The organism is Vibrio sp. 10N.261.52.C11 (genome assembly GCF_041471405.1).
In the GTDB taxonomy this organism is placed as follows: Bacteria; Pseudomonadota; Gammaproteobacteria; order Enterobacterales; family Vibrionaceae; genus Vibrio; species Vibrio crassostreae_C.
On sequence record NZ_JBFROI010000005.1, the window covers coordinates 31,314 to 56,769 of the forward strand.

Genomic DNA, 25,456 nt, shown 5'->3' on the forward strand with positions numbered 1-25,456 from the left:
TATCTATCAACTCAAAAATAAGGCTGCGGAATGTAACATATTTTGAGGCTAAGCTCAGGGTTATTTCGCACGTTCTATCTCTCGATGTACTTGATTCATCGATTTTGCCCAAGGTTCCAACTGTTGAAGGGGTTTTGATAACGCACTTACCGCGTCTCTCGCCACTTGAATCGTTGGGTAATCTTGATAAGTGATAATAAACCACTTGGTGTCGTTGCGAAGTGTTGGGTAAATACGAACCTTGTTCTCAAGGTCATACTCTTCAATGAAAGACTGTACGTCGTCCAATGAGGTCATCGCACTCAACTGCAAAGTATAAGCTCGCGGAGAGATAGCTTGTAACTCTTCGCGAGAAAATGAGAATGTAATTTTCTTAGTCGGTGGCGTGGACTGTGTTAGGTCTGTTGCTTCATCGGCTGAAGGCTGTGACTCCACTTTGTCTGCATCTGATTGCGAACTCACCGCGGCACCTGTGTTTTCTTCAACAGCAGCATCAATCGCACTGGTATCGGCACTTTCAGGTTTATCATCAAGCAAGGCATCAACCACATCAGAGGTGATTACGACACGCTGCTGATCTTGTTCGACTTCTCCAACACTCGCGGTATCTTCAACGACAGTAGGTGGCAAAGATGAGCTGTCGTCATCAGCACCTTGATAACTCATGTCAGCTTCGGCTTCAGAATCGTCCATTCCGTCGATTCCAGCTTGCTCGGTACCACTTTCCACTTCAAAAGTTGGGATAGCTGTCTGTTCAATCGGAGCGATAAGAGATTGCGCTTTATCGTCAGGGGTTGGTTGACTGAACATCCACCAATAACCACCACCAATTAAAATCAACAGCAAGGCCACCACAATCGCGATATTGATGGGTGAGCCAATAATTGAGCGAATAATAATCCTTTTTTCCACTTTCAATTCTCCTAAAGCCATTAACTCACCGGGCAGAGGTTGCGCTTTATTAAACGCACGTCGCACGCAAGTTTCAGACTCATCATCAACATATCGAATCACCAGTGATTCAAAGAAATGTTCAGCTTCTGGTTGCGAAAGGTCATCGATCTCAAGATCGATAGGTTTGTGTTGTTGACCGTAGCTCAAACGCGTTAATAACGTATCTAAGTGGCCAGGTTCCGAGAAGAGAACGATATTGATCGTCCATTGAGGGTTTGATTGAGCTTCCAGTACCAACATCCATAATTCGGATACCAATAGCTCAGAAAGTCGTTGGGCATCATCAACGACGATAACCACATTACACGGTTCTCCATCCAGTAACCTTGTTAGGCTATCCGATAAAGAATCATGTTGATTAAACAGGGGATCAGAAACAATTTGGCTAAGAATGAGCGCACGGCGTTGTTGATCGTCTTGGCTTGGATGACAAAGCAGTAAACACTGATTTTTTTCTGTCGACCATGCTTCAAGATAACGCTGAGCCAACCAAGATCGGCCAGAGCCAGCTTTGCCCGCCACCGTCACAAGGTTTGAACCAAAGTTAGTCAAAAGCTGTAAGCGCTCTAGCAGCTCAACTTGAGATTCTAACTCTAATACTCTTAATTCATGAGCCAAACTCATTGGGGATCCCTACTGATAAGATCGATCAGTAAAACGCTTCAGTTGCCTAGAGTTTAGCTAGGCAACCTCACAACCAAATTTAAAGAGTACGGCAGAAATCGATCGCTTGTTTAATGATGTCTTGAGGCACATCAGCAACCACTTCAGCAGTACCAATACTTGTTGGTAATACCAAACGCAACTGACCAGACAGCACTTTTTTATCGCGCATCATGTGCTTCATAAAGTCTTCAAAAGACATGCTTTCTGGCGTATGGATTGGTAGTTTCGCATTCTTGAGTATAGAAATAATTCGCTCAAGTTGCTGCTGAGAGATCAGTCCCTGTAATTGAGCTGTTTTAGCTGCCATTACAGTGCCTGACGACACAGCTTCACCATGTAGCCAATTACCATAGCCTAGTTCTGCTTCAATCGCATGACCAAATGTATGACCTAGGTTCAATAACGCTCTGATTCCTGACTCTTTTTCATCTAGAGCCACCACTTCAGCCTTAATTGCACAACAACGAGCAATCGCGGTAATCAGTGCTTCTTCATCAAGTTGATAAAGTTTCTCTAGATTCTGCTCCAACCAATCAAAGAAGGCTTCATCGTAAATGATGCCGTATTTGATCACCTCAGCAATGCCCGCTGCAAACTCACGCTCTGGAAGCGTTGATAAACAGTTGGTATCGATGATCACAGATTTCGGTTGGTAAAAAGCGCCGATCATATTCTTACCAAGAGGATGGTTTACTGCGGTTTTACCACCAACAGAAGAGTCCACTTGAGAAAGAAGGGTCGTCGGGATTTGAATGAAATCAATACCGCGCTGGTAACAAGAGGCAGCAAAACCGACCAAGTCACCGATAACACCACCTCCTAAAGCAATCACCACCACATCGCGGCTGTAATTTCCTTCAAGCATGTAGCTCATCACTGAATTGAACGTTTCAAGGGTTTTGTACTGTTCACCGTCTGGCAGTTCGAGAAGAGATGTCTGACAGCCGACTTGATCCAATAGCGATAAAATTTTATCAGCATAAAGAGGCGCTACTGTCACATTACTGATAACAACAACTTTCTGCTTACCTGATAAAAAAGAAAGGTACGCCGGGTCTTCAAATAACCCGGCGCCAATAGAGATAGGGTAGCTACGCTCAGCTAGATTGACCGTAATCCGTTCCATGGGTTTGCTCTCCGAAAAAATGAACTTAACGTTCTTCTAGCATTTTTACGATCTGGTTGGCTACCACTTTTGCACTTTGGTCGTCAGTACGAACTGTGTAGTCCGCCACTTCTTCGTATAGTGCGTTGCGAGATACAGCTAGATCTTCTAGCACATCACGCGGGTTGTCTGTTTGAAGTAGAGGGCGTTTCTTGTCGCGGTTAGTGCGAGCAAGTTGCTTTTCAATTGTTGTCTCTAGGTATACAACAATGCCTCGTGCAGATAGACGGTTACGGTTTTCTTTGCTCAACACTGAACCACCACCTGTCGCAAGAACAATACCTTGTTCTTCTGTCAGATCATTGATTACAGATTCTTCGCGCTTACGGAAACCTTCTTCGCCCTCAACATCAAAAACCCATGCGATGTCTGCGCCAGTGCGCTCTTCGATCACAGTGTCAGAGTCTAGAAACTCCATATGAAGTTGGGAAGCTAGGTGTCTACCAATTGTACTTTTGCCGGCGCCCATTGGGCCAACAAGAAAAATATTGCGTTTCTCAGCCATGTTTTTAGCAGTAATTTACAACGTTAATTCAATGACATCGCCACAAGGTAGGTCAGTACAAGTACTGAAATTAAAAGGCCCGTGGCACCGATTCCTCACAGATAATTCGTGATAAGACCCGAAATTATCAAGGTTAGGTGCCACTAATGCAACTTTATTTTTAATCTAATTGTTCATTACTGAATCACAACTTTGGGTGTGACAAAAATAAGTAGTTCACTTTTACCCACATTTTCATAGCTGCGACGGAACAATGCGCCCAAAACTGGCAGGTCCCCCAACAGAGGAACTTTATCCACTGTACTGCTCACGCTGTGCTGAAATATCCCGCCAAGCACGACAGTTTCACCATTATTAACAAGCACTTGCGTACCTATTCTTTGCGTATCAATGGCGACCGCTTCACCGGTTCCAGTTTTTACCACTTGCCCTGGCCTATCTTGAGTCACGCTCAAATCCAATACCAAACGATTATCGGGCGTGATCTGCGGTGTCACCTTAAGACTCAACACGGCTTTCTTAAATGCAACCGACGTAGCGCCACTTGAAGATGACTCTAAGTAAGGAATTTCAGTACCTTGCTCAATATAAGCCGGCTTTTTATTGGTGGTGATTAAGCGTGGACTAGAAATGATTTCAGCTTTTGACTCTTGTTGCAGTGCCGACAGTTCAAGATCGAGTAAGGTATCTGAACCCAGTTTGGCCACCTGAAACGCAATACTCGAGGCGTTCGGCGATGTTGCCCCTAAATTGACGTTGAGATAGTCATCAATCACGCTGCTGCCGCTATCGTCGTCATACGGCGTAATCGCTGATGGGTGGTTACCTTCGATTGAGCCACCAACGGTGAAGCTTCCGTTGGTTGAGGAAACGCCCCAGCGCACGCCAAGCTCATCAAGATTACCCTCAGTAACCGTGACAATACGTGCCTCTATCTGTACCTGCTTCACGGGAATGTCTAACGATTCAATGATGCCTCGGATCACGGCAATGTTTTCTTCCAATTCACGAATGAGCAGTGAGTTGGTGCGCTCATCAATGGTAATCGAACCACGATCGGACAACATGCTGACCGCACCTTCACCTCCAATCATGTCAGCGATATCGGTGGCTTTAGCAAAGTTAATCTTGATGATTTCCGATTTAAGCTCCCCTAACTCCTCTTCTAAGCGCGATTTCTCTAACGCTTGTTGCTCTCGAAGGTCGAGCTCCGCTTTCGGCGCGACCAAGATAACATTGCCATCAACACGCTTATCCAAGCCTTTAACTTGCAAGATAATGTCGAGAACTTGCTGCCAAGGTACGCCATCTAAGCGTAACGTCAGGTTTCCGGCTACCGAATCAGACACCACGAGATTGAAGTCGTTGTAATCGGCAATCAGTTGCAGGACATTTCGTACCGGGATATCCTGGAAGTTAATCGATATCAGCTTGCCCTCTTTCTCTAGAACGCTTTTTTCTTTGGTCGCTTCATCGAGCACCGGTTTGCTGATCACCACCTCAATAAAGCGCCCCTTTAGGTTGTATTCATACTGATAGTCATTGCTAATCGTCGCTAGAAGCCGAGTGCTTGGTGTCTCTTTATAGACTTCAATGCCTTCAACCAAGGTAGCGAAATCCTTCACATCCAGCAGGTAGAGCTTGTCATCATCAACTTGAGTATTGATTAGCTCGATACTTAACCCTTCCTGAGCTCGTTGAACATCCACCACTGCTGTGCTGGTCGCCAGCTCAATAATGATGACGGCGTCTTTATCCTTATTGACCCTAAAATCAATATTCTCCAATTTGTTAGGTAAGCTCTCGGCATGGCTGAGCACGCTAACAACCAACATCACAGACACAGCAAAACCTTGTAGAGCCTTGCTCACTAATCCACTTATTCCTTTAATCATATTTACATCTCATATCCACATCATGTGACATTGGTTTACTTCAGAGCCAGCCTAACGTTGCGCTTATGCCAACAACCTAAGCCATCTGGAAGAGTTTCATTAATCTGAACGTATTGGCTCGTCACCTTAGTAACTCGGCCATTGTTTAAGCCGATAAACTGGCCTTTCTTGACGTTTACCACGTTGCCTTTGGGTGTTTGCACTAAGCCAAACACGCTTGAGCCACTGCCCATCACGCCTCTTAAACGAAGCTTACTCAGCGGGTACTTCTCTAACTTGCCATTACGAGAACGGGCGCTGGGTTGCCAACAGTCTTTCTTAACCAAGGGTTGGTTTTGCACAATGGCTTCTTTAGGCAGTTCAAAGGGAGGACGCAAAGATCGGCGCTGATAAGTCGCCGCCGTGAATTCAGTTGCTGGGACAAGTTGCTCGACATCTTTTCTCGCCTTGGCTTCAACCTGCGCCACAAAATCTTGCAGTGAGTCTTGATTAGCTTTGCAGCCTGACAACGCAAGCATCAATACGATTGAGTAAAACGCGCTATTGGGTTTCATCATTAACCTCCGATTTAAACTGGTAGGTATAAGCTCGAACCCTAAAGTGCAGCGTGCTACTTTCTTGACTGACTCGCTGCCAATTCACATCATCAAAGCTAATAATACGCGGCAGCTTGGCGATGGCAGCAGAGAAGTCACCAATCTCGTGATAGTCACCTGTCAGCTCTATATTGAGAGGCAATCGATAGAGAAACTCCTTATTCTGCTTTTGCCCCCAATCGATTCGTGTGAAGGTCAGCGAGTTATCCAAGCCGAGCTCATTCACGGAGGCCAACATGCTCGCTAACTCCTTTTGAACGGGCAGCTGCTCTAATAGATAATCGTAGCGACTAGTTAGCTCATCCAACTGGCTCTGCAACTTAGGCAAGGCTGCAACCTTATTCGCCTTTATCCTCAAGGTCGTTTTTAAGGTCTGCTCCTGTTGCTTCATCTGTTTCAGTTCCTCGTCGAGCGGCAGCAGATACAGCCAAGTGCCAACACCTTGGATTAACACCATCAACACCAGAATCACGAGAAGCTGAGGCAACAATGGCCATTCGGTGATCTCATCAACATCGAGATCTTGCAAGCTCATCCTGTTTTGCCTACTAATCCTATTTTGAAGGTTAGCCATGATGCGCCCCCTTATCTTTTCTGCTCGCGGTTGTGTTTTCTAAAGACACAGGGCTAAACACAAAAGAGACCTTGAAGGTCTGAAACTCTTTATTGAAGCGCTTGCGGTTATGAACGATAGAGTGCATCTCGACCCCTTTCAAAGAATCTGAACGTTCGAGGTTGTCCAACATGGTGGCGAGACGAGCAGTGCTGTCGCTGATGCCCGACATTTCAATCTCCTGACCATTCATCTTTATCTTGTCGACATAGACACCCTCTGGAATCAGCTCCGGCATCAAGTTCATGAAGTCGGTGGTCTTATTACGGCCAAGCTGCAGCGACTCAACCACATCAAGTCGAGTCAGAATGGCTTTGTGTTCTTGCTCTGCGACTTTTAACGACTGAATTTGTCGGTCGAGCTCAGCAATGTACTGATTGAGGTAATTGAGGCGAGCTTGCTGCTTGGCTTGTTGATCGTGAAAATAGTGACCAACCGCCCATTGCCCTATAAGCGCAATGATGACGCCAAGAATGACCAGATGGATAAAACGCTTCTTGTGCTGAGCACGAATCTCATCACGCCACGGCAGCAGGTTAATTTGATGCAACATGCTTCTCTCCCTGCCACTTGAGCCCACTCATCGCCATACCCGCCGCGATACCAAAGTGTTGCCAGTCAATCGGCAGTCGGCGTCTCTTGGCGACCTTATTCTCAAATAAAGACAAAGGATTCAATGACTCGCAGCTCAACTGAAAATGGCGTTCTAGCTCTTCGGTTACCATTGGGATGCTGGCGCCCTCGCCCATCAACCAAATCCCTGAGATAGGTTGCTGCGCATTTCCCGATGAATAGAGCTGCAATTGACGCTTGAGCTTCTCAATCAGGTTAACAATGAATTGATGTGTCTCTTCCATAGTACCGAACACGCTCTCGATATCACTCGGGTCATCTGAGCTGCGAAGATCTTGAGTGCCAAAGGCGATGTCTTTATAGAAAGGCGCCGAATTCTGCGGGATAACCCCTAGCGAGGTTTGGTCGATTCCAACATCCACTAGCAACCAGTTTTTCTTATCGGGATACAGGCGCGAGGCCAATTGCCAGATATTAAGTAGCCCATGCGCCTGTGTATCCACCACCACAGGTTTGAAGCCAGCCTTGGTTAATGCATCCGCTCGGCTATCCACAACTTCTTTACGAGTGGCGTATACCTGATAACTGCTTGTCGAACCTTTACCAAATCGTTTGTCTTCCAGCTTTACAAAATCTAAACTCAGCTCCTCGATAGGAAAGGGAGATTGATGGGCGAAGGTTTGATAGATAGAAAACTCTTTTTCTCTGTCTTCTAACTCACTCTCTATTTGCAGTACTTTGCTGATCACCGTGTTATCAGGTACCGAAATGGCGACGTTGCGACAGCCAAAAGGCAGTCCTTTCCTAAGTTCTTTAAGTTTCTTAACAGTTTTCTGATACTCCAAAGTATGGTTAGCTGTAAAAATGTCGTCCGAAATCGGCAGCTCTTTGTATCCCACTAGGGCATACAACTCCCCCACGGGTTTTAGTACCACGGCTTTGATGCTGTGATGATTTATATCTATACCTGTAATTAATGATGAACCCATGTGACCTAGCTCCTGAAGTGCCAAGCATTTCGTTGATTATCTAGGGGTTGTGATTATTAGTTAAATAAGCGTTAATAAACGAAAGCTAAGTTTTTAGCCTAGAGTACAAGGGTTTGCTGCTTATCAGCCTTAACTAATCAGGGATTATCCGGTGAAGTTCATAAAGCGATTATTCATATTTACATTGATTTGCATGATTCTTGGAGTCAGTACAATTTTCGGGTTTTATTTTTACGTAAAACCAGAGTTGCCTGATGTTGCCACTTTGCGCGACGTAGAACTCCAAACGCCGATGCAAGTCTTCAGTCAAGACGGTAAGCTGATCTCTCAATTTGGTGAAAAGCGTCGTAATCCAGTCACTTATGACGAGATTCCTCGCCACTTAGTTGAGGCTCTGATTGCCACCGAAGATAGCCGTTTCTATGAACACCCAGGTATTGACCCAATCGGTATCACACGTGCAGCACTCGTGGTTGCAATGTCGGGTTCAGCCAAACAAGGTGCTAGTACCATTACTCAGCAGCTTGCGCGTAACTTCTTCTTATCTAATGAGAAAAAGATTATGCGTAAGATCAAAGAGATCTTCATTGCGATCCACATTGAGCAACTTCTTAGTAAAGAAGAGATCATGGAGCTTTACGTCAACAAGATCTTCCTTGGTCACCGTTCGTATGGTTTTGGCGCGGCAGCACGTGTTTACTTCGGTAAAGATCTTCCTGATCTCACGCTGAGTGAAATTGCGACCCTTGCGGGTATGCCAAAAGCACCTTCGACAATGAACCCTATTTACTCTGTTGAGCGCGCGACTAACCGTCGTAACGTTGTATTGCGTCGTATGTTAGACGAGAAATACATCACTCAAGCAGAGTTCGATGACGCTCGTAGCGAAGAGCTTATCTCGAAATACCACGGTGCAGAGATCGAACTGAGCGCGCCATATGTTGCTGAAGTTGCACGTGCTTGGATGGTGGAACGCTATGGTGAAGAAGCTTATACATCAGGCATGAAGGTCTACACGACCGTTGATTCGAAACTGCAAAAAGCAGCGAACCAAGCCGCAATTAAGAACCTACTTGGCTACGATGAGCGTCACGGCTACCGTGGTGCTGAAAAAGTATTGTGGCAGACTGCGCAATCAGCGTGGGATCAAGAACAAATCGTTAAACACCTTAAGTCTCAACCAACCTATGGTGACCTAGTCCCTGCTGTTGTTACCGCGGTTGATTCGAAAAGTGCTCAAATTTGGGTTAAGAACCAAGGTGAAGGCACTATCGAATGGCAAGGCATGAACTGGGCGCGTAAATTCCTAACGGATAACCGCCAAGGACCAGCGCCTTCTCAAGCGAAAGAAATTCTGGCGGTTGGTGAACAAATCTGGGTTCGCCATGAAGCCGTTACCGGCGATGAAGTCTCTGAAGAGCCGACAGAAGAGTCAGCGACTGCAGAATCAGAAACACCGATTGTATGGCGACTAAGCCAAGTACCGAATGCGAACACAGCATTTGTTGCAATGAACCCGAACAACGGCGCGGTATTGTCGATGGTCGGTGGCTTTAACTTTGTCCACAACAAGTTCAACCGTGCAACGCAATCTATTCGTCAGGTGGGTTCTGGTATCAAACCCTTTATCTACTCAGCAGCGATTGAGAAAGGCTTAACGCTAGCCTCACTGATCAACGATGCACCGATTAACCAATGGGATAAGAGCCAAGGTACCGCATGGCGACCAAAGAACTCGCCACCGACTTACGTGGGTCCAACTCGTTTACGTATTGGCTTAGCTCAGTCTAAAAACGTAATGGCGGTACGTGTACTGCGCGAAGTAGGTCTAGATGATACTCGTAACTACCTAACTCGATTTGGCTTTGATATTGATGAAGTTCCGCGCTCTGAAACCATTGCTCTGGGTGCGGGTAGCTTAACGCCAATGAAAGTAGCTCAAGGTTACTCAGTATTCGCTAATGGCGGCTACTACGTTGAACCTTTCTACATCAGCCGCATTGAGACACCATTTGGTGAGACTGAATTTGAAGCGACACCAAAAGTGGTTTGTAAAGACGATTGCCAACAGCAAATGACCTCAGACCCAATGGCTGATGAGTTTGCAGAGCAAGATGTGGATGCCAAAGTACAATACGCACCTCAAGTTATCTCTGAACAGAACGCATTCCTTGTTCGTGAAATGATGTACAGCAACATCTGGGGTGGCGGTGATTGGAGCGCAGGTACGGGTTGGAACGGTACAGGTTGGCGTGCACAGCCGTTGAAGCGTCGTGACATTGGCGGAAAAACGGGTACCACCAACGATTCGAAAGATACTTGGTACAGCGGTTACGGCCCTGGCATGGTTGCAACGGTATGGGTTGGTTTTGATAACCACAACCGCAACCTAGGCAGAACCAAAGCGAACTCAAATCTTGGTAAGAACCAAATTACGGGTGCAGAAGCTGGCGCGAAAACAGCAGAACCTGCATGGGTTGATTTCATGGGTACGGCGTTAGCGGGTGTTCCTGCTGAGCGTAAAGAGATTCCTGAGAACATCGTCCGTGTTCGTATCGACCGTGAAACTGGCTTACTGACCAACAAGTTCGATAGCTCATCAATGTTCGAGTACTTCGAGAAAGGCACAGAGCCAACCGAGTACATCACTGAACGTTTCAATGATGACATCTACTCAACCTCATCAGGTGAAGCAGTAGAAGAACTGTTCTAACTAGGGTTTGTAGAACCTAGTAACATGAACCAACAAAAAGGGTTGATATGAATTCATATCAACCCTTTTTATATATCTATATCTGACCAGACTAGGCTCTAAATTCAAGCGCTAAGCCGTCTTCTCCAGTTGAGTTCGGATAGTCTCAGCCAATTGCTCGAAACGTCCCTTCAATGGAGAACCCGGACGGTAAGCCACGACAATTCTACGTGAAGGCGTTGGATTCACCGCAGGTACGTAACACACACCGTCTTTCTGCTTCTCTTTCGGCACCGATAACTGAGGAAGCAAGGTAATACCCGCCCCCGCCGCAACCATGTTACGCAGCGTTTCTAAGCTAGTCGCCTTAAAGCGCTCATCATCTTTGGCGCCCGCAGCAAAACAGAAACCCAAGGCTTGGTCTCTTAAACAGTGACCGTCACCTAGCGCCAGTACGGTTTGTCCATTTAGCTGCAGCATATCGACAGTGTCTTGCTGAGCCCACTCGTGGTCACATGGAACGGCAACACTTAACGGCTCGTCATACACATCGATCTCTTTGAACACCGCCGTTTCATCAACCGCAGCCAGTACTAAGCAATCAAGCTTGCCATCTTCAAGTTGGCTCACTAACTGATGGGTCTGAGCTTCATGCAGGTAAAGCTCAAGATCTGGGAAGCTCTCTTTTAGATGAGGAACAATCTTAGGCAAGATGTAAGGACCCACGGTTGGAATAAAACCAATGTGCATTGGCCCCGTCATCGCTTCACCGTGTCCACTCGCCATATCTTTAAAAGTTTTCACTTCATTGAGAATACGCTTGGCTTGTTCAACAAGTTGTAACCCTGATTCTGTAAATATCACCTTCCTTGGACTACGCTCGGTTAACTGAAGTCCAATTTCATCTTCGAGTTTGCGTATTTGACCGCTTAGTGTCGGCTGACTGACAAAGCACGCTTCTGCCGCTTTTCGGAAGTGTTTATGCTCTGCGAGCGCCACCAAGTATTCAAAGTCACGAATGTTCATGCTCAGTCTCTTACCTCAGGTTTTAATAAGAACAAGGGTTCTAATAGAAACATTTAAAAGAAAAATGCTCTTGATAGAATTTACCTATCAAAACCATAACATCAAACGATTAGAGCTATCAAAGGATTTATCTAATAATGGGCTCAACGAAACGAAACAGAGCGAAGAAAAACGTTAAGCTCTGATAGAACAAAATTAAAAATACTATTTAAGGAAATCAATATGTTTGCATCTAAAGAAGGTCAATCAATCCCTCAAGTAACATTCCCAACTCGCCAAGGTGATGCATGGGTTAACGTAACTACTGAAGAGCTATTCAAAGACAAGACAGTTATCGTATTCAGCCTACCAGGTGCGTTTACGCCAACATGTTCGTCAAGCCACCTACCTCGTTACAACGAGCTACACTCTGTATTCAAAGAAAACGGTGTTGATGACATTCTGTGTGTTTCAGTAAACGACACATTCGTAATGAACGCTTGGAAAGCAGACCAAGAAGCGGAAAACATCACATTCATCCCAGATGGTAACGGTGATTTCACAGACGGCATGGGTATGCTAGTTGAGAAAAACGACATCGGCTTCGGCAAACGTTCATGGCGTTACAGCATGCTGGTTAAAAACGGCGTGGTAGAAAAAATGTTCATCGAAGAAGACGTACCAGGCGACCCGTTCAAGGTTTCTGATGCAGATACTATGCTTAACTACCTTGCTCCTGAGCACAAAGAGCAAGAGTCAATCACAGTATTCACTAAGCCAGGCTGTCCTTTCTGTATGAAAGCAAAACAGAACCTAATCGACAAAGGTCTGAACTACGAAGAAGTGGTTCTAGGTAAAGATGCAACAACAGTAAGCCTACGTGCAATCTCTGGTCGCACTACCGTTCCTCAAGTATTCATCGGTGGCAAACACATCGGTGGTAGTGAAGAACTAGAAACTTTCCTAGGCTAATCGCTTCATCGCCGATATAGGCTTAGAAGTATCAGCTAACCCACCCTCTTGTGGGTTAGCTATTCCAAACACTCTTATCTGAGTTTTGGGAAAAAGAATATAGCTGGTGACTCGCCTGTCTTTTACTAACCTATAGTTAGCAACAAAAGCAGAGTCACAAGCTAAACCTAATAAAACAGAATCACAAAACTGACCCGTTATCCTGACTCTCAAAAAAATCACCAGAGTTGGAGGGGTTCGTTCAAACTAAATTCAGCAATTGCGAGAAAATTATTATGAAACAAGTCAATGTAGATGTAGCAGTTATCGGGGGCGGTACGGCAGGTCTAGGTTCTTACCGCGCTGCAAAAGCACACACTGACAGTGTCGTGATGATTGAAGGCGGCCCTTACGGTACTACCTGTGCTCGCGTTGGTTGTATGCCATCTAAACTGCTTATTGCAGCTGCAGAAAGCGTACACCAAATCGAGAAAGCTCCGGCTTTTGGCGTTCACCCACAAGGCGATATCGTGATTAACGGTCGTGAAGTGATGGAGCGAGTGAAGTTTGAGCGTGACCGTTTTGTTGGTTTTGTTTTAGAAGGCGTTGATGAAATCCCAGAGCAAGACAAGATCTCTGGTTACGCAAAATTCTTAGACGATAACACGCTACAAATTGATGACCACACGGTTGTCACCGCTAAGCGTATTGTTATCGCGACCGGTTCTCGCCCTGCATACCCTGCCGTTTGGAATGAACTTGGCGATCGCCTGATCATTAACGACGACGTGTTCAGCTGGGATGATTTACCAGAATCGGTTGCGGTATTTGGCCCTGGTGTTATTGGTCTTGAGCTTGGTCAGTCACTGCACCGCTTAGGTGTGAAGACCAAACTGTTCGGTTTGGGTGGTCAAGTTGGCCCAGTAACTGATCCAGAGATCATGGCTTATGCAGATAAAGCTTTCAATGAAGAGTTCTATCTCGATGCCGACGTGAAAATCGAAAGCATGAAGCGCATTACCACTGAATCGGGTGAGCCACGTGTCGAAATCCAGTTCATCAATAAACAAGGTGAATTAGAAACTAACGTCGTTGAATACGTACTAGCAGCAACAGGTCGTCGCCCTAACACTGACAAGCTTGGCTTAGAAAATACCTCTCTAGAACTTGATGAGCGTGGTGTGCCAATCGCTGACCACTACACGCTTCAAACATCGCTTCCATCAGTATTCATTGCGGGTGATGCAAGCAACCAACTGCCTCTACTACATGAAGCAGCTGACCAAGCACGCATTGCAGGTGACAACGCTGGTCGCTTCCCTGAGATTCGTGCAGGCCTACGCCGCTCTAAAATCTCAGCGGTATTCTCTGACCCACAAATCGCGATGGTTGGTGAAACGTACAAAGAGATCACTACCCGCTTAGGCACATGTGGCTGTTTCGCAACGGGTGAGGTGTCTTTCGAGAACCAAGGTCGTTCACGAGTGATGCTACGCAACAAAGGTATTCTGCACGTTTACGGCGAGCAAGGTACAGGCCGCTTCCTTGGTGCTGAGATGATGGGACCAAACGCAGAACACTTGGCTCACTTGTTAGCTTGGGCACACCAGAACAAGATGACGGTTTCTGAAATGCTAGACATGCCGTTCTACCACCCAGTAATCGAAGAAGGTGTACGAACAGCGCTACGTGACCTGAATGCGAAACTGCACCTAGGTCCAGAGATGGTGAAACACTGTCTGGATTGTGGCCCGGGCTGTTAATCTCAGACTAGCGCCAGTCAATTAGCAGTTAACAAACGTTAGATACTAAAAAGGAAAGCCATTGGCTTTCCTTTTTGTTTTTGGCAACGAGTAAACTATAGATTCCCGATTACGCTCCTTCGTCGCTCTCGGGAATGACAGCAATTTTTATACACGTCTAGGCGAAGCTAACCAGAATAACGGTGCTTTTCAAAACGCGTCTAAACTGAAGCAAATCAAAGTGACGCATCAGCTAAACCAAAACTAAACTCGTCATTCCAGAACCGAGGGACGAGGTATCTGGAATCTCTTGAAGCCATTGCGTCACTAAAAGCTTTAAGCAATTACTTCTCAGCAGCAATCACAGAGATCTCAACAAGTAGCGCTTCGCGAGCCATGTCGCCTGTCACACATGCGCGAGCTGGAGCGTGGCCTTCTGGAACCCATGCATCCCAAACTGCGTTCATTTCTTGGAAGTCTTTCATGTCTTTCAAGTAAATCGTTGCTGACAGCATGTGCTCTTTGTCGCTGCCTGCTTGCTCAAGTAGCGCTTCTACTTTATCTAACATGGTTTGAGTTTGTTCAGTGATGTCTTTAGTTGCATCAGCACAAACTTGGCCACATAGGTAGATAGTACCGTTGTGTTTAACAATACGGCTCATACGTTGCTTGGTTTCTTGGCGCTCAATCATCGACTTTCTCTCTCTGTGTCACCGTGATCCAATATCTTGTGACGTGTTATGTTATTATCAGGGCAACAAGCATAACGCGAATCAAACCCAAGATGACATGCATTCATTGCAATAAAAGTGAAAAAATCCGTAACAAACTCGGTCGCTGCCAGCGTTGCATGAATCAGCTGATGGTGTTGTCGATTTTGAGTTGGGGAGTATGGTGGCTGTTTTTCAGAGAAGACCCAAAAACCATCAATGCCATCGCGTTGATGATGACCGCTTTCGCGTTCAGTGGCTTGCTGTCGTTGCATTGGGTCATGAAGTTTGTGGTGCTACCGTTAAAGGGCAAAAAACGTTAGCTGGAAGTCTTTATTGGATAAAGAGTAGTGATTAGAGACAGGGCTAAACAATCCGATAATTCATCATAATTTTCGAGCTATTGTCATTTCCCGAACAGCAGATAGAAAAAAGCCCCAGAACCAATCGATTCTAGGGCTTTCTTAGAAAATTCTAAGAAAAAGCAGTGGTACTTTAATAGACCGGGCTTTTCTTAGTTTGTTCCCAAAAAAGATCAGATTTTTGATCTTTTTTTTAGGAGCTATAAAATCAATGCCTTATGCAACATTAACCTTAGCAATTATCTGCTCTACCAAGTTCACTTCCAATGCCACTTCATCACACGCATGTTGACGAGGACACTGGTCACAATCTTTCAGTACCTTCTCAGGCAGCAGAGATTTCGATGTTGGTAAGAAATCATGCTTCATAAAGAACTCTGGAGTACGAGTCAGCACAAACACCTTCTTGATGGCCATTTGTCGCGCTTTCTCAACCAAGTGCTGCACAATTGCGGTACCCTGCCCTTGACCTTGCCAGCCAGCTTCGACACCCAGTGAACGGATTTCCGCTAGGCCAGAGTCATACACATAGAGTGATGCACAACCTGTCACCTCACCATGATGCTCTGCGACCGCAAACGAGCCAATATCACGCACCAGTTCATTACGAGAACGAGGTAGGTTTTCACCCATGTTCGCCCAGTAAGCGACCATACCTTCCAACGCTTCAATATCGGTCAGACGAGCAGGACGAACCTTGACGATGGACGTATCACGCTGTGATAAACGTTTCTCAGCTTGGTCAACCGCGTAAGCCACTTGCTGTGGAGATACACCGCCTAGCGCGCTACGTTTTTCAAGACACGATTCAATGGTCAGGATGTCATACACATCTTCCTCAATCACCTCAGAGAACTCTTTCATCTCTGCGATGGTTAATTCTTCTAATGCACAGCCTTTAGCAATCGCCGCCACTACCGTCACACCAACAATATGGTGAGCTTCACGGAAAGGAATCCCTTTCGCTACTAGGTAATCAGCCAATTCAGTTGAGTTCGCGTAGCCTTGTTTCGCGGCTTCAAGTGTACGTTCGCCGTTCACTTTAATGCCGTCAAAACAGAGTGCTGCCATTTCCATACAATCATTCCAAGTATCTAAAGCGTCGAACAGACCTTCTTTATCTTCTTGCATGTCTTTGTTGTACGCCAAAGGCAGAGCTTTTACTGTCATCATCATTGCCGCTAATGAACCGTAAACACGGCCAGTTTTGCCACGGATAAGCTCTAGCGCATCTGGGTTTTTCTTTTGTGGCATCAGAGATGAACCTGACGTCACGGTATCCGCTAACTCGATGAAGTTTGATTCACCTGAGTTGTAGAAAATCATATCTTCTGCAAGACGCGAAAGGTGAAGCATAGAGATAGAAGCAATCGACATTAGCTCCATCACATGGTCGCGGTCAGAAACTGAATCTAGAGAGTTGCGCGTTGCACGACGGAAACCTAAGTTGTGAGCTAACTCTTCACGGTCCATCGGGTAAGCTGTTCCAGCAAGGGCACCAGAACCCAGCGGACATGTGTCTAGACGCTTAATCGCATCATTCAAACGTGAATAATCACGCTCAAGCATTTCAACGTAAGCCAAGCACCAGTGAGCAAAAGTTACCGGCTGAGCACGTTGTAAGTGAGTGTAGCCAGGAAGCACGGTTTCTTGATGCTGAGAAGCAACGTTCACCATTTGGCTTTGTAGGCGATCCAATGCCAGTAGCAGTTGGTTACCTTGCTGACGACACCATAGTTTCAGGTCTGTCGCCACTTGGTCGTTACGAGAACGGCCAGTGTGAAGTTTTTTGCCCAAGTCACCGACTTTGCCGATAAGTTGCTGCTCAACCCAGCTGTGAATATCTTCTGCATCAGAACGTAGAATCTGTTCAGGATCTTCCATCACCTCAAGTTTTAGCTCATTCAGCGCTAACTCAAGCTTCTGTTGCTCTTCTTCTGTTAATACGTTGACCGACAGTAGAGCTTTAGACCAGGCAATTGAGCCCACAATGTCTTGCTCAGCCAATCGGTAATCAAAACGAAGAGAATCGTTAAAATCTTTGAACCGGGTGTCTGCTGCTTGGGTAAATCTACCGCCCCATAATGCCATTGTGTATCTCCTAATTGCACAGTGCTCACTGTTTTTGCAAATGATAATTCTGATTAAGATTCAGTATTTTTCTGATGGTTTAAACTTACGGCAATTCAAAATGAAAATAAAGTATTAATTCATTATTTTCACATATTTATTCACCAACAGTTCAATCCATTGATTATTTTTAGCGTGGAGCGCGAATTATATGCCATCCGATAGGAAAAACCGAAGCTGATTTATTAGGCAAATAGAAAGTAAAAAGCCCACTCACTAATCAATAGTGAATGGGCTTTGCATAATAATGTCTGTTTACTAACCTTCAATCTTTCATCAAAGGCTAGCTCACTAACTCATTGTTAGGATTACTTTTGGCTATTCAAAGCACGGATACGGCTTGATAGCGAGTAAAGGCGGATGAAGCCTTCAGCATGGCTTTGGTCGTAAACTTCATCTTCACCAAAGGTTGCAAACTCTTCTGAGTACAGGCTGTTGTCAGAACGCTTCTGAGTCACCGTTGCATGGCCTTTGTAAAGCTTGATAACCACTTCACCATTCACGTCTTGTGCTAGCTCTTCTGTCGCGGCAAGGATTGACTTACATAGTGGAGTGAACCAACGACCATCGTATACAAGGTGAGAAGCCTTAACACCGAGCTCTTCACGGAATTCGAATGCCGCTTTATCAAGAACCAGTTGCTCTACTGCACGCAGTGCTTCCATCATGATTGTGCCACCCGGAGTTTCGTAACAACCACGAGACTTCATGCCAACAAGACGGTTCTCTACGATATCGATACGACCAACACCGTGCTTAGCACCTTTCTCGTTTAGGTAAACCAGTGCGTTGTATGGCGTCATTGTTTCGCCATCAACCGCAACCACTTCGCCTTTTTCAACTTTAAGCGTCACTGTTTCAGATTCGTTTGGCGCTTGCTCAGGGTCTACAGTCCAAGCCCAGCAATCTTCGTTAGGTGCATTCCATGTGTTTTCTAGAACGCCGCCTTCTGTTGAGATGTGCCATGCGTTTGCATCACGCGAGTAAATCTTAGTAAGAGAAGCCGTACAAGGGATGTTACGCTCAGCCAGGTAATCTAGACACTCTTCACGACTCACTAGATCCCATTCACGCCATGGTGCAATTACGTGTAGATCAGGTGCTAGTGCAGCAAATGCGCCTTCAAAACGAACTTGGTCATTACCTTTACCAGTACAGCCGTGACACAGTGCGTCTGCACCTACTTTACGTGCGACTTCAACCTGTGCTTTCGCGATGATTGGACGCGCCATCGACGTACCTAGTAGGTATTTACCTTCGTAGTAAGCGCCCGTTTTCAGCGTTGGGTAGATGTAGTCAGCAACCATCTCTTCTTTAAGGTCTGCGATGTAACACTCAGATGCACCAGAAGCTTTTGCTTTCTCTTCGATACCAATCAACTCTTCGTCGCCTTGACCAACATCCGCAACAAACGCAACCACTTCACAGTCATAGTTCTCTTTCAACCATGGAATGATTACTGATGTGTCTAGACCGCCAGAGTAGGCTACTACAACTTTCTTTACGTTAACTTTGCTCATTTTCTTTCTCCTAGTTTCCATACTGCACATGGCGGTCAGCGTTGGAAATGACTTCATAATTATATGTTTATTTAATTTGTCTAAATTCTTTAAGTAGTGACTCGTTGTGAAACCTACTGAGGTAAAAACTGTGTTCCTATGCTTTTACCTGAAAACAGTTGTGTTAGCTTTTCTGGGTATCGCCAAGTGGCAACTTCGATTGGTCGTCCAAGGTCGTTAGCGGCTTCTAGTGCGGCTTGAACCTTAACGATCATGCCGTCGGTAATCACTTTGCCTGTAATAAGGTCATCAGCTTGTTGTTGATTAAGGCTTGGAATGAGGTGACCTTTGCCATCCAACACACCACTTACATCAGAAAGCAGTACCAGTTCAGCATCAAGTGCGCCTGCAACGGCAACCGCAGCTTGGTCGGCATTGACGTTCATCAGTTGGCCTTGCTCAGTCAGACCAATCGAGCTAATGATAGGCAGTGCGCCCGCATTAAGAATCGCTTGCAGAACGGTTGAGTCGCCCGGCTCCGCTTTTCCTACCGCCCCCAGTTCAGGGTTCAGTTCGCTCACTTTGCATAAACCACCGTCTGCTAGGCTTAAACCAACGGCATTGATACCGTCTTTAATCGCCTGACCTTGAAGTAATTTATTCGCCGTGCCCGCTAATGCACCAGCGATCACTGGGATCTGATCATAAGGAGTAACACGTAGCCCTTCTTTCTTAACGGTTTCGAGGTTCAACTTATTCATCAAATCATCAACAAGGTAACCGCCGCCGTGAACAATCACGATTGGTCGTTGTGCCTGTTGTTGGTAAGCAGAGATAGCACCAAATAACTTGCTAAGTGTTTCACCACAAGATAGCGCAGCGCCACCTAACTTTATGATTAATGGTTGATTATTAAGGCTCATATCTAGATTTCCTTACACTAACGCAGTTAATGGCGCAAAACCATAACGTAAATTCAAACACTGCATCGCTTGGCTAGATGCACCCTTTAATAAGTTATCAATCGCTGAAACAACGATGATGTGATGACCTTGAACCTTCCAACCTAAGTCGCAGAAAGGCGTCTGCTCTACATCTTGAATTCTTGGCAATGTCTCTTCGAGTAATCTCACCGCAGGTTTACCTTGGTAAGCTTGCTCGAAGGCATCTTGTATCTGTTGTTCTGTCACGCCTTCAGCCAATTTCATGGTAATGGTTGCCAAAATGCCACGCTTAAAGTTGCCGAGGTGCGGGGTAAAAATCACATCACATCCTAAATGTGCAGCCATTTCAGGTTGATGACGGTGATTGAATACACCATAAGCTTGCAAGCTCACTTCGCAGAAGCTGTTGACCATCGTCGCCTTGCGGCCTGCACCAGTCACACCGCTGGTTGCGTTAATCACTGGCCATTGGTTTTCATCCAGTAACTTGGCTTCAACCAAAGGCTTAATCGCCAGTTGTGATGCGGTTGGGTAACAACCCGCGACAGCGACAAGCTGAGCTTCTTTAATTTCTTGTTCGTTCCACTCAGCTAAACCGTAAGCCGCTTTGTCTAGCCATTGTTCGTGTTGATGTTCAAAACCGTAAAACTCTTGATAGAAGTTTTCGCCTTTAACTCTGAATGCACCCGATAGGTCGAAGACTTGGCAATCGTTCTCTAGAAAAATTGGCGCTAGGTCGTGACTAACCTCGTGTGCCGTTGCTAAGAAAATCACATCAGATTGTTTAGCTACTTCTTCCGGATTTGTTAAAGGTTGTACTGGCATATCAATCAAGCCAGCTAACTTACCGTGCAGTGCCGCAATAGGTTTACCTGCGTCTACACTATTGGCTGAGACATATAAACCTGATAGCGTGAGCTCAGGGTGTCTGTTTATCATTAGAGCCAGTTCTGCTCCTGTGTAGCCGCTTGCGCCAATGATCGTGGTTTTCAACATCTCAACACATCCATTTTTGAGGTAAGTTACATTTCAAATTTGACTATTCATACTTAATTTTTAGCTTTATTTGATTTCTTATGCATTAAATATGATTTAATATGTGTTTTACCGACTTATGGTTTTCCTGTCAATAGTAGAAGTGAAGTTATTATGCAATTACCGAGTTTTCTTGAGGTCTACAAAGGCCTAATTTCCACAGACTCTATTAGCTCGACCGATCCAAGCTGGGATCATGGCAACGAGAAAGTGATCGAAAAAATGGCTCAATGGTTTAAAGACGTAGGCTTTAGCGTTGAAGTCGTGGAAGTCGAACCCGGCAAGCATAATATGGTCGCTAAGATGGGATCGGGCGAAGGTGGCTTGCTACTCGCAGGACACAGCGACACAGTGCCATTTGATGAAGGACGTTGGAACTTTGACCCTCACGCACTAACAGAACACAACAATCGCTTCTATGGATTAGGCACAGCCGATATGAAAGGCTTTTTCGCTTTCGTTTATGAAGCGGCAAAGAAGATGGATTGGAGCAAACAGACCAAGCCGCTATATGTATTGGCAACCTGTGACGAAGAGACCACCATGCTGGGTGCGCGTCATTTCACTGAAAATGCACCGTTTAAACCGGATTACTGCATTATTGGTGAGCCAACCAGCCTTGTGCCGATTCGTGGCCATAAAGGCCATGTTGCTAACGCTGTGCGAGTAACGGGTAAATCAGGTCACTCTTCTGATCCTGCATTAGGTGTCAACGCCATCGAGATCATGCATGAAGTGTTGTTCGCTTTAATGCAACTGCGTGACAAGCTAGTCAAAGAGTATCACCACCCGGGTTTCGCAATTCCAAGCCCCACTCTAAACCTTGGCCATATCCACGGTGGCGACAGTGCCAACCGTATCTGTGGTTGCTGTGAGCTGCACTATGATGTGCGTCCTTTGCCAGGTATCAGCCTAGATGGCTTGGATAACATGCTGCGCAGCGCACTTAAAGAAGTGGAAGCAAAATGGCCGGGCAGAATCGAGATTACGCCACTGCACGAACCTATCCCAGGTTATGAGTGCCAACACGACCATCCATTTATTGGTGGCATGGAATCAGTTTGCGAAACTGAATCACAAACCGTGAACTACTGTACAGAAGCACCTTTCCTTCAAGAACTTTGCCCAACCTTAGTGCTGGGGCCGGGCTCTATCGACCAAGCTCACCAACCAGATGAGTTCCTAAGCTTCGATTTTATCGATCCAACGATTGATGTTCTGAGTAAATCTATTCGTAAATATTGTTTCTAGCTATTGCTACCCTTGCGATACTTTTTTATAAAAGCTGCCCTAAAAGGTGGCTTTTATTCTGTTATCCCAGCCAAAGCCTGATCTTGTAATTAAATTTCACTTTATTCCGAAGTCTTGGAAAATTTACTTCTCCCGCATTTCGAAAACTAATAATTGCAAACTTAGAATGCTTTATTTGACTAGATACAGCACTTTTCGCTAGATTGTGTACTTAACAAGGAACAATGGATGTAATTTTTTTACGAGGCAGGATGACAATGAACGAGAAATACGCCGCTCTCAAGAGTAACGTAAGCATGCTGGGACGCTTGCTAGGTAACACAATCCAAGATGCACATGGTGACGTTATCTTAGAGAAAGTGGAGACTATCCGTAAACTTTCCAAATCCGCCCGCGCAGGCAACAAAGCTGACCGTGACAGCCTAGTTGAAGAAATCAAAAACCTGCCGAACGAACAACTCACTCCTGTTGCTCGTGCATTTAACCAATTTCTCAACCTCACCAACATGGCAGAGCAGTACCACACCATCTCTCGCCACTGTGAGGAGCATGTTTGTGAACCAGACGTGCTGCAATCTCTATTTTCCAAATTAAACCAGAATGACATCAGCAAGCTAGACGCGGCTCAAGCCGTTCGCGACCTGAACATTGAACTCGTTCTGACTGCACACCCAACAGAAATCACTCGTCGCACCATGATCAACAAGCTAGTTAAGATCAACGAGTGTCTGTCTAAATTAGAATTAAGCGACCTATCACACAAAGAGCGCGTGAAAACCGAACGCCGCCTAGAGCAACTGATCGCTCAAGGTTGGCACTCAGATGTGATTCGTCAACAACGCCCAACGCCACTTGATGAAGCTAAGTGGGGCTTTGCGGTTGTAGAAAACTCTCTATGGGAAGCCGTTCCTGACTTCCTACGTGAAATGGATGGCCGACTAAAAGGTTATCTTGGTGAAGGCCTGCCGATCGATGCACGCCCAGTACACTTCTCATCTTGGATGGGCGGTGACCGCGATGGCAACCCATTCGTAACGCACACCATCACTAAGGAAGTTCTGCGCCTATCTCGTTGGAAAGCTGCCGATCTTTACTTAGGCGACGTAAACGAGCTGATTACCGAACTGTCGATGACTAAGTGTAATGATGCCGTTCGTGAGCTAGCAGGTGATGAACACGAAGCTTACCGTGCAATCCTGAAGAACCTACGCACTCTACTGAACAACACGCTAGAAGTGCTGGATGCAAAATTGCATGACACAGAGGTTCCGAAGAAAGAAACACTACAGAACATCGAGCAACTTTGGACACCGCTTTACGCATGTTACCAATCGCTGCACGAATGTGGCATGGGCGTAATCGCAGACGGTTCTCTGCTTGATACTCTGCGCCGCCTAAAAGCGTTCGGTGTACACCTAGTTCGTCTCGATGTTCGTCAAGAAAGTACTCGTCACTCAGATGTACTGTCTGAACTGACTCGCTACCTAGGCATTGGCGACTACGACCAATGGAACGAGCAAGACAAGATTGCTTTCTTAACCAATGAATTAAGCTCTAAGCGTCCGCTTCTTCCTCGCGATTGGGAGCCATCTGAACAGGTTAAAGAGGTTTTAGACACCTGCAAGGTTATTGCTGCTCAACCTCGTGAAGCCTTCGGTGCTTACGTAATTTCTATGGCTCGTACTGCATCAGATGTACTGGCTGTTCACTTACTACTGCAAGAATGTGGCTGCCCATACCGCATGGACGTATGTCCGCTGTTCGAAACGCTAGACGACTTGAACAACTCAGAAGCAGTAATGAAACAGCTAATGAGCATCGACTTGTACCGTGGCTTTATCCAGAACCACCAAATGGTGATGATCGGATACTCTGACTCAGCGAAAGATGCGGGCGTAATGTCTGCAGGTTGGGCTCAATATGATGCAATGGACAAACTGGTTAAGGTTTGTGATGAAGAAGGCATTGAACTGACTCTATTCCACGGTCGTGGCGGTACGGTTGGTCGTGGTGGTGCTCCGGCGCACGCTGCTCTTCTTTCTCAGCCACCTAAGAGCTTGAAAGGCGGTTTACGTGTAACAGAGCAAGGCGAAATGATCCGCTTTAAACTTGGCTTACCAGACGTTGCTGTAAACAGCTTCAACCTTTACGCAAGCGCGATTCTAGAGGCGAACCTTCTGCCACCACCTGAGCCAAAACAAGAGTGGCGCGACCTAATGGAAGTGCTATCTCAAGTATCTTGTGAGGCTTACCGCAACGTGGTTCGTGGCGAAGAGAAATTCGTACCTTACTTCCGTCAAGCGACACCTGAACTGGAGCTAGGTAAACTGCCTCTTGGCTCTCGCCCTGCGAAACGTAACCCGAACGGCGGCGTAGAAAGCCTACGTGCGATTCCATGGATCTTCTCTTGGAGCCAAAACCGTTTGGTACTGCCTGCATGGTTAGGCGCTGGTGAAGCGATTCAGTACTCTGTAGATCAAGGCCATCAAGCCCTGCTCGAAGAGATGTGTCGCGAGTGGCCGTTCTTCTCTACCCGTCTCGGTATGTTGGAAATGGTGTACTCGAAGTGCAACATGGAAATCGCTAAGTACTACGACCAACGCCTTGTTGACGAAGAGCTATTACCATTAGGTGAGTTACTGCGTGAACAGCTGCAAAAAGACATCAAAGCCGTGCTAAATGTTGAGAACAACGAGAACCTAATGCAGAGCGACCCTTGGGGACTTGAGTCAATCCGCCTACGTAACATCTACGTTGAGCCACTAAACATGCTTCAAGCTGAACTGCTTTACCGTACTCGTAAGTGTGAAACACCACCAGCAGAGCTTGAAGAAGCGCTAATGGTGACGATTGCAGGCATTGCAGCAGGCATGCGAAACACTGGTTAATTAGTGATTCCTACCATTCAACAGACAAAAGGTCGCCTAGTGCGACCTTTTTATTTCACAAAATAAGCAATAGTGAGTTTTTTGTCAGTTTTTTGGGTTATTTTGTCCATGTATTCTACTTTATGCTTATTATTTAGATATACTACTGCTCCGCTGCGGAAACACTCCAAAAAATAATCTGCAGCATCTTGACCAATAAACTGGTCAACCTAGGTGATAAACGGCTTTGTAAGGTGACATAACCAACCGATGAGTTGGTGCTACTTAGACATAACCAATATAACGTGCCAT

General features: G+C 45.9%; 21 protein-coding genes. 7 read left to right on the top strand and 14 right to left on the bottom strand.

The features are described 5' to 3' along the window. Positions 1–60: 60 nt before the first annotated feature. The 8 genes from AB4323_RS01000 to pilM all read right to left on the bottom strand — a co-directional run bounded on the left by AB4323_RS01000 (position 61) and on the right by pilM (position 7,956). Complete coding sequence (locus AB4323_RS01000; RefSeq protein ID WP_017068836.1) at positions 61–1,578, bottom strand: AAA family ATPase; 1,518 nt, start codon at positions 1,576–1,578, stop codon at positions 61–63. 79 nt (positions 1,579–1,657) lie between these two features. After that, the gene (gene aroB, locus AB4323_RS01005; protein WP_017061124.1) at positions 1,658–2,746 is read right to left on the bottom strand and encodes a 3-dehydroquinate synthase; all 1,089 of its coding nucleotides are present in this window, start codon (positions 2,744–2,746) and stop codon (positions 1,658–1,660) included. Positions 2,747–2,771: 25 nt separating this feature from the next. Then, on the bottom strand, positions 2,772–3,290 hold the full coding sequence (gene aroK / locus AB4323_RS01010; RefSeq protein ID WP_017061125.1) for a shikimate kinase AroK: 519 nt from the start codon (positions 3,288–3,290) through the stop codon (positions 2,772–2,774). Between the two features lie 176 nt (positions 3,291–3,466). Further along, positions 3,467–5,185: a type IV pilus secretin PilQ gene (locus AB4323_RS01015; RefSeq protein WP_032545762.1), complete on the bottom strand. Its 1,719-nt coding sequence runs from the start codon at positions 5,183–5,185 to the stop codon at positions 3,467–3,469. Between the two features lie 35 nt (positions 5,186–5,220). Further along, positions 5,221–5,739 carry a pilus assembly protein PilP gene (locus tag AB4323_RS01020; RefSeq protein WP_017063694.1) on the bottom strand — a complete coding sequence of 173 codons (519 nt, stop codon included), beginning with the start codon at positions 5,737–5,739 and terminating at the stop codon, positions 5,221–5,223. Further along, positions 5,726–6,355: a type 4a pilus biogenesis protein PilO gene (locus AB4323_RS01025; protein ID WP_017061128.1), complete on the bottom strand. Its 630-nt coding sequence runs from the start codon at positions 6,353–6,355 to the stop codon at positions 5,726–5,728. The genes AB4323_RS01020 and AB4323_RS01025 overlap by 14 nt, the downstream gene beginning before the upstream one ends. Beyond that, a complete protein-coding gene (locus AB4323_RS01030; RefSeq protein WP_017061129.1) occupies positions 6,348–6,947 on the bottom strand; it encodes a PilN domain-containing protein in 600 nt (199 codons plus the stop codon). Before AB4323_RS01030 ends, AB4323_RS01025 begins: the two co-directional genes overlap by 8 nt. After that, on the bottom strand, positions 6,931–7,956 hold the full coding sequence (pilM, locus tag AB4323_RS01035) for a type IV pilus assembly protein PilM (protein WP_017061130.1): 1,026 nt from the start codon (positions 7,954–7,956) through the stop codon (positions 6,931–6,933). Before pilM ends, AB4323_RS01030 begins: the two co-directional genes overlap by 17 nt. Before the next feature lie 151 nt (positions 7,957–8,107). On the opposite strand from pilM, the gene AB4323_RS01040 reads away from it, so the two are divergent. Then, positions 8,108–10,669: a penicillin-binding protein 1A gene (locus AB4323_RS01040; protein WP_032546261.1), complete on the top strand. Its 2,562-nt coding sequence runs from the start codon at positions 8,108–8,110 to the stop codon at positions 10,667–10,669. A 111-nt stretch (positions 10,670–10,780) separates the two neighbouring features. Here AB4323_RS01040 and oxyR read toward each other — a convergent pair whose 3' ends face one another. Then, positions 10,781–11,674 (bottom strand): DNA-binding transcriptional regulator OxyR, encoded by an 894-nt coding sequence (gene oxyR / locus AB4323_RS01045; RefSeq protein ID WP_017061132.1) that lies wholly within the window; start codon positions 11,672–11,674, stop codon positions 10,781–10,783. Here oxyR and AB4323_RS01050 point away from each other — a divergent pair. The 3 genes from AB4323_RS01050 to AB4323_RS01060 all read left to right on the top strand — a co-directional run bounded on the left by AB4323_RS01050 (position 11,673) and on the right by AB4323_RS01060 (position 14,367). Then, positions 11,673–11,852: a hypothetical protein gene (locus AB4323_RS01050; protein WP_229647423.1), complete on the top strand. Its 180-nt coding sequence runs from the start codon at positions 11,673–11,675 to the stop codon at positions 11,850–11,852. The genes oxyR and AB4323_RS01050 overlap by 2 nt on opposite strands. Before the next feature lie 44 nt (positions 11,853–11,896). Next, positions 11,897–12,625: a glutathione peroxidase gene (locus tag AB4323_RS01055; protein WP_017061133.1), complete on the top strand. Its 729-nt coding sequence runs from the start codon at positions 11,897–11,899 to the stop codon at positions 12,623–12,625. 275 nt (positions 12,626–12,900) lie between these two features. Then, on the top strand, positions 12,901–14,367 hold the full coding sequence (locus tag AB4323_RS01060) for a dihydrolipoyl dehydrogenase (protein WP_229647422.1): 1,467 nt from the start codon (positions 12,901–12,903) through the stop codon (positions 14,365–14,367). 323 nt (positions 14,368–14,690) lie between these two features. Here AB4323_RS01060 and AB4323_RS01065 read toward each other — a convergent pair whose 3' ends face one another. Then, on the bottom strand, positions 14,691–15,038 hold the full coding sequence (locus AB4323_RS01065; RefSeq protein WP_004729674.1) for a RidA family protein: 348 nt from the start codon (positions 15,036–15,038) through the stop codon (positions 14,691–14,693). Between the two features lie 92 nt (positions 15,039–15,130). Between AB4323_RS01065 and AB4323_RS01070 the strand changes: the two genes are divergently transcribed. Continuing rightward, positions 15,131–15,379 carry a DUF3624 domain-containing protein gene (locus AB4323_RS01070; RefSeq protein ID WP_372151419.1) on the top strand — a complete coding sequence of 83 codons (249 nt, stop codon included), beginning with the start codon at positions 15,131–15,133 and terminating at the stop codon, positions 15,377–15,379. A gap of 255 nt (positions 15,380–15,634) precedes the next feature. Here AB4323_RS01070 and argH read toward each other — a convergent pair whose 3' ends face one another. The 4 genes from argH to argC form a co-directional block, all read right to left on the bottom strand. Next, on the bottom strand, positions 15,635–17,509 hold the full coding sequence (argH, locus tag AB4323_RS01075) for an argininosuccinate lyase (protein WP_017061136.1): 1,875 nt from the start codon (positions 17,507–17,509) through the stop codon (positions 15,635–15,637). Positions 17,510–17,856: 347 nt separating this feature from the next. Continuing rightward, positions 17,857–19,068, bottom strand: coding sequence for an argininosuccinate synthase (locus AB4323_RS01080; RefSeq protein ID WP_017061137.1), 1,212 nt, complete (start codon positions 19,066–19,068; stop codon positions 17,857–17,859). A gap of 113 nt (positions 19,069–19,181) precedes the next feature. Continuing rightward, positions 19,182–19,970: an acetylglutamate kinase gene (argB, locus tag AB4323_RS01085; RefSeq protein WP_017061138.1), complete on the bottom strand. Its 789-nt coding sequence runs from the start codon at positions 19,968–19,970 to the stop codon at positions 19,182–19,184. Positions 19,971–19,982: 12 nt separating this feature from the next. Then, positions 19,983–20,987: an N-acetyl-gamma-glutamyl-phosphate reductase gene (gene argC, locus AB4323_RS01090; protein ID WP_017061139.1), complete on the bottom strand. Its 1,005-nt coding sequence runs from the start codon at positions 20,985–20,987 to the stop codon at positions 19,983–19,985. Positions 20,988–21,140: 153 nt separating this feature from the next. Here argC and argE point away from each other — a divergent pair, with 153 nt between their 5' ends. Then, positions 21,141–22,277, top strand: a complete 1,137-nt coding sequence (argE, locus tag AB4323_RS01095) for an acetylornithine deacetylase (protein WP_009848891.1) — start codon at positions 21,141–21,143, stop codon at positions 22,275–22,277. 251 nt (positions 22,278–22,528) lie between these two features. Next, positions 22,529–25,165, top strand: coding sequence for a phosphoenolpyruvate carboxylase (ppc, locus tag AB4323_RS01100; RefSeq protein WP_170791819.1), 2,637 nt, complete (start codon positions 22,529–22,531; stop codon positions 25,163–25,165). Positions 25,166–25,456: the final 291 nt, after the last annotated feature.

Coding starts and splice junctions, on each gene's coding strand:
- argB (WP_017061138.1), bottom strand. CDS start 19,970: ATGAGCCTTAATAATCAACCATTAATCATAAAGTTAGGTGGCGCTGCG.
- argC (WP_017061139.1), bottom strand. CDS start 20,987: ATGTTGAAAACCACGATCATTGGCGCAAGCGGCTACACAGGAGCAGAA.
- AB4323_RS01020 (WP_017063694.1), bottom strand. CDS start 5,739: ATGAAACCCAATAGCGCGTTTTACTCAATCGTATTGATGCTTGCGTTG.
- AB4323_RS01015 (WP_032545762.1), bottom strand. CDS start 5,185: ATGATTAAAGGAATAAGTGGATTAGTGAGCAAGGCTCTACAAGGTTTT.
- argH (WP_017061136.1), bottom strand. CDS start 17,509: ATGGCATTATGGGGCGGTAGATTTACCCAAGCAGCAGACACCCGGTTC.
- AB4323_RS01060 (WP_229647422.1), top strand. CDS start 12,901: ATGAAACAAGTCAATGTAGATGTAGCAGTTATCGGGGGCGGTACGGCA.
- ppc (WP_170791819.1), top strand. CDS start 22,529: ATGACAATGAACGAGAAATACGCCGCTCTCAAGAGTAACGTAAGCATG.
- argE (WP_009848891.1), top strand. CDS start 21,141: ATGCAATTACCGAGTTTTCTTGAGGTCTACAAAGGCCTAATTTCCACA.
- pilM (WP_017061130.1), bottom strand. CDS start 7,956: ATGGGTTCATCATTAATTACAGGTATAGATATAAATCATCACAGCATC.
- AB4323_RS01025 (WP_017061128.1), bottom strand. CDS start 6,355: ATGGCTAACCTTCAAAATAGGATTAGTAGGCAAAACAGGATGAGCTTG.
- AB4323_RS01000 (WP_017068836.1), bottom strand. CDS start 1,578: ATGAGTTTGGCTCATGAATTAAGAGTATTAGAGTTAGAATCTCAAGTT.
- aroB (WP_017061124.1), bottom strand. CDS start 2,746: ATGGAACGGATTACGGTCAATCTAGCTGAGCGTAGCTACCCTATCTCT.
- AB4323_RS01065 (WP_004729674.1), bottom strand. CDS start 15,038: ATGATTGAGCGCCAAGAAACCAAGCAACGTATGAGCCGTATTGTTAAA.
- AB4323_RS01070 (WP_372151419.1), top strand. CDS start 15,131: ATGACATGCATTCATTGCAATAAAAGTGAAAAAATCCGTAACAAACTC.
- AB4323_RS01050 (WP_229647423.1), top strand. CDS start 11,673: ATGCTCAGTCTCTTACCTCAGGTTTTAATAAGAACAAGGGTTCTAATA.
- AB4323_RS01030 (WP_017061129.1), bottom strand. CDS start 6,947: ATGTTGCATCAAATTAACCTGCTGCCGTGGCGTGATGAGATTCGTGCT.
- AB4323_RS01055 (WP_017061133.1), top strand. CDS start 11,897: ATGTTTGCATCTAAAGAAGGTCAATCAATCCCTCAAGTAACATTCCCA.
- aroK (WP_017061125.1), bottom strand. CDS start 3,290: ATGGCTGAGAAACGCAATATTTTTCTTGTTGGCCCAATGGGCGCCGGC.
- AB4323_RS01080 (WP_017061137.1), bottom strand. CDS start 19,068: ATGAGCAAAGTTAACGTAAAGAAAGTTGTAGTAGCCTACTCTGGCGGT.
- oxyR (WP_017061132.1), bottom strand. CDS start 11,674: ATGAACATTCGTGACTTTGAATACTTGGTGGCGCTCGCAGAGCATAAA.